This window comes from Mesobacillus sp. (assembly GCF_049588175.1).
Lineage (GTDB): Bacteria > Bacillota > Bacilli > Bacillales > Cytobacillaceae > Mesobacillus.
This window is the reverse complement of sequence record NZ_JBAVFI010000208.1, coordinates 1-5,617: the sequence shown is the minus strand read 5'-3', so window position 1 is coordinate 5,617 and position 5,617 is coordinate 1. Positions and strand designations below refer to the sequence as shown.

Annotated in this window: 7 protein-coding genes; 5 read left to right on the top strand and 2 right to left on the bottom strand. The window is 39.4% G+C overall.

The genetic code is table 11. The features are described 5' to 3' along the window. The coding region (locus tag WB217_RS05280; protein WP_423991335.1) for a phosphoenolpyruvate carboxylase at window positions 1-1,303 on the top strand (1,303 nt) is incomplete at its 5' end. Between the two features lie 229 nt (window positions 1,304-1,532). On the opposite strand, the gene WB217_RS05275 is transcribed toward WB217_RS05280, so the two are convergent. Further along, a complete protein-coding gene (locus WB217_RS05275; protein WP_423991333.1) occupies window positions 1,533-1,994 on the bottom strand; it encodes a hypothetical protein in 462 nt (153 codons plus the stop codon). Window positions 1,995-2,459: 465 nt separating this feature from the next. Here WB217_RS05275 and WB217_RS05270 point away from each other — a divergent pair, with 465 nt between their 5' ends. The 3 genes from WB217_RS05270 (at window position 2,460) to WB217_RS05260 (ending at window position 4,283) form a co-directional block, all read left to right on the top strand. Next, window positions 2,460-3,083 carry a CBO0543 family protein gene (locus tag WB217_RS05270; protein WP_423991331.1) on the top strand — a complete coding sequence of 208 codons (624 nt, stop codon included), beginning with the start codon at window positions 2,460-2,462 and terminating at the stop codon, window positions 3,081-3,083. Between the two features lie 55 nt (window positions 3,084-3,138). Then, on the top strand, window positions 3,139-3,462 hold the full coding sequence (locus tag WB217_RS05265) for an MGMT family protein (RefSeq protein WP_423991329.1): 324 nt from the start codon (window positions 3,139-3,141) through the stop codon (window positions 3,460-3,462). A 194-nt stretch (window positions 3,463-3,656) separates the two neighbouring features. Next, on the top strand, window positions 3,657-4,283 hold the full coding sequence (locus tag WB217_RS05260) for a metal-dependent hydrolase (RefSeq protein WP_423991327.1): 627 nt from the start codon (window positions 3,657-3,659) through the stop codon (window positions 4,281-4,283). A 97-nt stretch (window positions 4,284-4,380) separates the two neighbouring features. On the opposite strand, the gene WB217_RS05255 is transcribed toward WB217_RS05260, so the two are convergent. Then, a complete protein-coding gene (locus WB217_RS05255; protein ID WP_423991325.1) occupies window positions 4,381-4,551 on the bottom strand; it encodes a Spo0E family sporulation regulatory protein-aspartic acid phosphatase in 171 nt (56 codons plus the stop codon). A 137-nt stretch (window positions 4,552-4,688) separates the two neighbouring features. Between WB217_RS05255 and WB217_RS05250 the strand changes: the two genes are divergently transcribed. Then, window positions 4,689-5,438 (top strand): MBL fold metallo-hydrolase, encoded by a 750-nt coding sequence (locus WB217_RS05250; protein WP_423991323.1) that lies wholly within the window; start codon window positions 4,689-4,691, stop codon window positions 5,436-5,438. The last annotated feature ends 179 nt before the right edge of the window (window positions 5,439-5,617 follow it).

The following is a 5,617-nucleotide window of genomic DNA, read 5'->3' as shown; positions in this document are numbered from 1 at the left end:
CTCCATCACAGTATACCTTGTAAGTATGACTCAATCGGCCAGTGATCTGCTTGAAGTGCTAGTTCTGGCAAAGGAAGCAGGCATTTACAGGCTTCATGCGGACGGTACTTTTGAAACGGACTTGAATGTAGCGCCTTTGCTTGAAACAATTGATGATTTGACTGCAGGTCCAAAAATCATGGAGACCCTTTTCAATATGCCAGTATACCGTGACCATTTGAGCAAAATGAATGATCAGCAGGAAATCATGCTGGGTTACTCAGATGGAAGTAAGGATGGCGGAACCTTGACTGCTAACTGGAAGCTATATAAGGCTCAGCTTGAAATTAATGAGATGGCAAAAAAATATCAAATCAGCCTGAAATTCTTCCATGGAAGAGGCGGATCACTAGGACGAGGGGGCGGACCATTAAACCGAAGCCTGCTATCACAACCGGTAGAGACACTCGGCCAGGGGGTCAAAATTACTGAGCAGGGTGAGGTACTTTCGTCGCGCTACCTTCTTAAAGATATTGCTTACCGGAGCCTCGAACAGGCTACTTCAACCATGATGAAAGCAGCTGCCAATGTTCTGAATGAATCAGAGCAAGGTCATTTGCGCGATCATAGATGGGTAGATGCAATTGAAGAAATTTCTGCTGTTTCCTTAAAGAAGTATCAATCGCTTGTTTTTGAGGATCCAGATTTTATCACCTACTTTAATCAGGCAACACCGTTACAGGAGTTAAGTGAGCTGAATATTGGCTCACGACCGATGAGCAGGAAAAATAGCAGCAAATTTGAGAATCTGCGTGCGATTCCGTGGGTATTCGCCTGGACACAAAGCAGGCAGCTATTCCCAGCATGGTATGCAGCAGGAACAGGCTTGGAAAGCTTTGCTGTAAAAAGCCCTGAAAATATACAGCTTCTGCAGGAAATGTATGAGGAATGGCCATTCTTCAGGAGCACGGTTGATAATCTGCAAATGGCGCTGATGAAGGCAGATATAACCACTGCTAAGGAGTATTCTTCACTTGTAGAAGACAAGGCGATTGCCGATAGAATTTTCGGCAACATTGTCGAGGAATTCGAAAGAACGAAGAATATTTTGCTTAAGATTACTGATGATGAAGAACTTCTTGACCATACACCGAACATCAAGGATTCTGTACACAGACGAAATCCTTATGTAGATCCACTTAACTTCCTTCAGGTTGAATTAATCAAGGAACTTCGTAATGTGGAAGATCCAGATGATGAACTTCTCACACAGGTTTTGTTAACCATAAGCGGCGTGGCGGCTGGGTTAAGGAACACTGGTTGAAAAAAAGCACCAGCCAATATGAAATTGGCTGGTGCTTTTTTTGCGGCTATCTTAAATTAGACTATTGATTTCCGCTCCAGGCACTCGCTTTCCGCGGGGCGTCAGGTGTTAAAAATTAGTATTGAACTTTAACACAGCCTTAATGGAAAATAATTTTAAAATTGCAGCAGATTTTCGGGGATGTTCCCACGATTATTCAGCTTCATTGCCTTATTTATAAGATTGCACTTCATCCTAGTAGCTTTAAATGCCGTTCCGTTGTTATTTTGGTGAGTAAGTCATGATTTAAGGAATGGGCCATACTTAATGTAAGTTCCAGGATTTTGCGCATGCCTTCTTTATGCCCTTTTCTGATTGCTAGGCTGTCACATTCGATTTCACTATCAACGCTCAGTTGATTTTCATATACGGGGTATTTGATATGTCCAATTTCATGCCAGATGACCGCTTCTTTTATTTCTTGATCAACACAGAAAGCTTGATAGTCGTACACAACGATATACCAATCATACTGGGCTTCAAAAGATTTATAAAACAGGGTCAAAATACGGGAATCAATATTCCATACGTTCAGCCATTTTTCATTTTTCAATCCAAAAACTTTCATGATCGCTTCTTTATTTTCCAAAACAGCTATGTTCCCCTCGAGACCGTACTTTTCCTGATCCAGCAATTCACCGATGCATTTCAAAAAGCAGCCCCCTTCGAAAATTAGACTTGTTATCATTGTTAAATATATTAGGTATTCCTAATCAACATGTGTAAAATAATAATCAATGAAGTACGAACCTCACTGGATGGAAAGGGGGGCCGTCATTTGCTTTGCTCACAAATATATTTAACGGTGCATAGAAAAATCGAGGACAATGAACAGAAATATGAAGAAAACAAAGAATTGATCAAAATATATGAAGACAGATTGACGACAGCCTCTGAGCATTTTCATCTTAAAGATATTTTAGACATATCCTTCAGAAATTTCTCTGACGCTAAGGGATTTCTTTATCTCCATACAACCAGAGGCCTCTATTCTTATGTAACCGACAACGAGCCTCAACAGTTAATCAGAATTTTTAAAGAGCTAAAGAGACAAAATTAAGCTATCTACATATTACAAACAAAAAAATCACACTCTATATACAAAGGGTGTGATTTAATGCTTTCTAGCACAGTGGAGATTATTGGACATTTTTTTCAACAACAAGTCTTGTCTACCGTCTCACTAGAAGAGTTAATGAAAGCAGAATGGAATTATCATGAATTACTAAGAAGCTATTGGCATGAGAAAAATTTCTTAACTGCAAGATGGTGGTTTCTGGTCATTCTTTCTATAGGTCCTGCAATTATATGGTGGATGGTTGTCGATAAAAAGAAAGTGATCGAAAATACAGCATTTGGTTTATTTTATGGAGTTGCTGCCATTTTTTTGGACTCTATTGGCAGCAATGCTATGGTGTGGACATACCCAGTCCGCTTAACACCTTATATTAACCCCCAGTTATATCCGTATGACGTTGGAGTTGTCATCATTCCTTTTATGCTGGTGTACCAAAGGTATAGCTTCTCCTTAAAAAAATTCTTTATTGCAACAGGGATGCTTTCCTTGTTTCTCGCATTTGTAGCAGAGCCTTCAATGGAATTGCTTCATATTTACAAGGAACTTACCTGGAAGCACATATACTCATTCCCAATCTACTGGTCATTAGGGCTGATTTGCGGAGCAATCATTAAGAAATTCAAATCATTAGAAAACGAAAGCAAGCGGCCTGGCTCGGTATAACATCACCAGCCGGGCTTTTTTATGGTAATCTAAATTAATTAAAGGGAGTGGAGTTATGACGAGATTTACTGAAAATGTGATTAAAGTTATTCAAAGCATCCCATCAGGCAATGTGATGACATATGGACAGATCGCAAGTGCAGCTGGGAGCCCGAGGGCAGCAAGGCAGGTAGTGCGCATCCTGCATTCAATGTCCAAAAAATATCATCTTCCCTGGCATAGAGTCATTAATTCAAAAGGAGAAATCGGCTTTAATGATGACGAGATGTTCTTCACCCAAAAGATGATGCTTGAAGAAGAAGGAATAAAGTTTACTAGCAAAAAATCTATTTCACTTGATGAGTTTCAATGGAAAATGGATGATCATGATTTAATTTAAAGGCTATGATAAGGAGCAGGTTGATTAATAAACCCTATTGGTTAGAGAGGAAAGCATTAAACAGTTTAACGCTACGAATTTGAAAGAGATTAATTGCTTTCACCTTTCAGAAATAGGCCTATTGGGATTGGCACTATCATTATAGTAAAATATAATTATAATGATATTTTAAAACGAAAGCATAGGTGGAAAACTTGAACGGAACAATACATACAGCTCTAGGAGCCGCAGCTGGATTCATTACAGCAAACACATTGCAAAGCGATCCGCCGACAACCGTTTTTTTAGTGATAGTGGGAGGAATAGCAGGGTTACTTCCTGACGTGGATGTAGATGGAAAGCTAAGCAATAAGATTACCTTATCCTATAAAGTGATCAGGACGGTCGCACAGCTTATCGGTTTATTAATGATTCTTTATAGTTTCTTTGAAGGTGGCAGTTCAGAAAAATGGGTGGGTATATGCATTGGGGCAGGTATGATCGTTTTATCTTCCTTTTTAACACAAAGGAGGATGCTTACAGTAACAGGAGTAGGTGTTCTCGCAGGAGGAATTTCTATGCAGGAAAGCTGGCTAGTTTTGCTGGGTATCTACATCATCATTGCATCCTTTGTGCCTCATCGCAGCTACACACACTCTATTGTTGGAACTCTTTACTTCGCAGCAATAGCGACAAGGTTCCAAGAATCAATTGGGGTGGAAGGGGTTTTCGCCACATGCATGCTGGCATACGCTAGCCACTTAATTGCCGATATGAAGGTGCTGCCCTTTAATAAAAAAGGAGTTAAGTTCTTTTTGCCGTTATCATCAAAAGAATTCTGAGCTAATTGACAATTAACTGTCATCGAAACAAAACCATTTATAAAAAAATTGGCTCTAAGTAAATAGGTCGCTTGTTAAAGCGACCTATTTTTGTATTTCAGTGAAGCAGTTGCACTTGCATCTGCTGGTATTTGATAATTAACTGATCGAGCATTTGGCTGATTTTAATCGTTTCCGGGCTATTAAAACCACTTGCAACGCCGAGTTTAATCATTTCCTGCCTATAAGACTCAATTGTCATTAAGAGATTTTCTTTCGCAGCTTCCATTCAATCGACCTCTCTCTCGTGTTAGACAAATCCTTATATTTTGATTATCGACTATTAAATGTAATTTTTTACAGTTCAAAAGGTTTTAACAGCAAAAAAGAGAATTTAATATATCTGATCAAAAAGGGGGAGTATAAGTGAGAATTGCTGAGGGTGTAGAAATGCTAAATTTAAGCCTAAAATCATTTGGGGATGACGGTGTGTTTAATCCAACCTTGCTATGGGATGGTCAGTCTGCCATATTGATAGATACCGGCCTGCCGGGTCAAATAGGGGAAATAAAAAAAGAACTTAATCGTGTTGGCGTGCCATTCGGGAGCTTGACAGCTATCATTCTTACACACCAGGATATAGATCACATTGGAAATATTGAATTGATTTTAAAGGAATTAAAAATTGATGTATACGCACATCAGCATGATATTCCCTATATAGAAGGAGAAAAACCATTACTAAAGACTGATCCTTCAAAAATATCAGCTCAAGAGTGGGAATCCTTACCGGAGCCGATGAAACATTTATATTTAAATCCGCCAAAAGCAACGATTACGAAAGCTTTAAGGGATGGAGATGAACTTCCTTTCTGTGGAGGCATACAGGTGATTCATACCCCAGGGCACTCACCTGGGCATATCAGCCTTTACCATAAGGGTAGCAAAACATTGATAGCAGCTGATTCGATGTTTTGCTTTAATGGTAAACTGAGAGGACCGATTGCACATGTTACTCCTGATATTGAACAAGCTGTCCATTCACTGGAGAAATTTTTGGCTTACGATGTTGAAAATGCAGTATGCTACCATGGGGGACTGGCAAGTAATGACGTAAATAATCAATTAAAACAGCTGATTGACGAAGGAATGCAGGCAGTTGTCATTAAGAGTTAAAACTCTTTAGCAAAATACACCTCTTTTAATGGTGTTCAGACTGTAGACAAACTCTTTGAAAATCGAGCTTGTCTACAGTTTTTTGGTTGGCATGTTAAATTCCACGCACGATGGAAATGCGTTAGCATATTCGGAGAGACTGCGCGCCGTCACTCCAATCAACAGGGTTTAATAACTGA

Excerpts from the sequence above, each read along its gene's own strand:
- WB217_RS05270 (WP_423991331.1), top strand. The coding sequence starts at position 2,460 with ATGCTTTCTAGCACAGTGGAGATTATTGGACATTTTTTTCAACAACAA.
- WB217_RS05255 (WP_423991325.1), bottom strand. The coding sequence starts at position 4,551 with ATGGAAGCTGCGAAAGAAAATCTCTTAATGACAATTGAGTCTTATAGG.
- WB217_RS05265 (WP_423991329.1), top strand. The coding sequence starts at position 3,139 with ATGACGAGATTTACTGAAAATGTGATTAAAGTTATTCAAAGCATCCCA.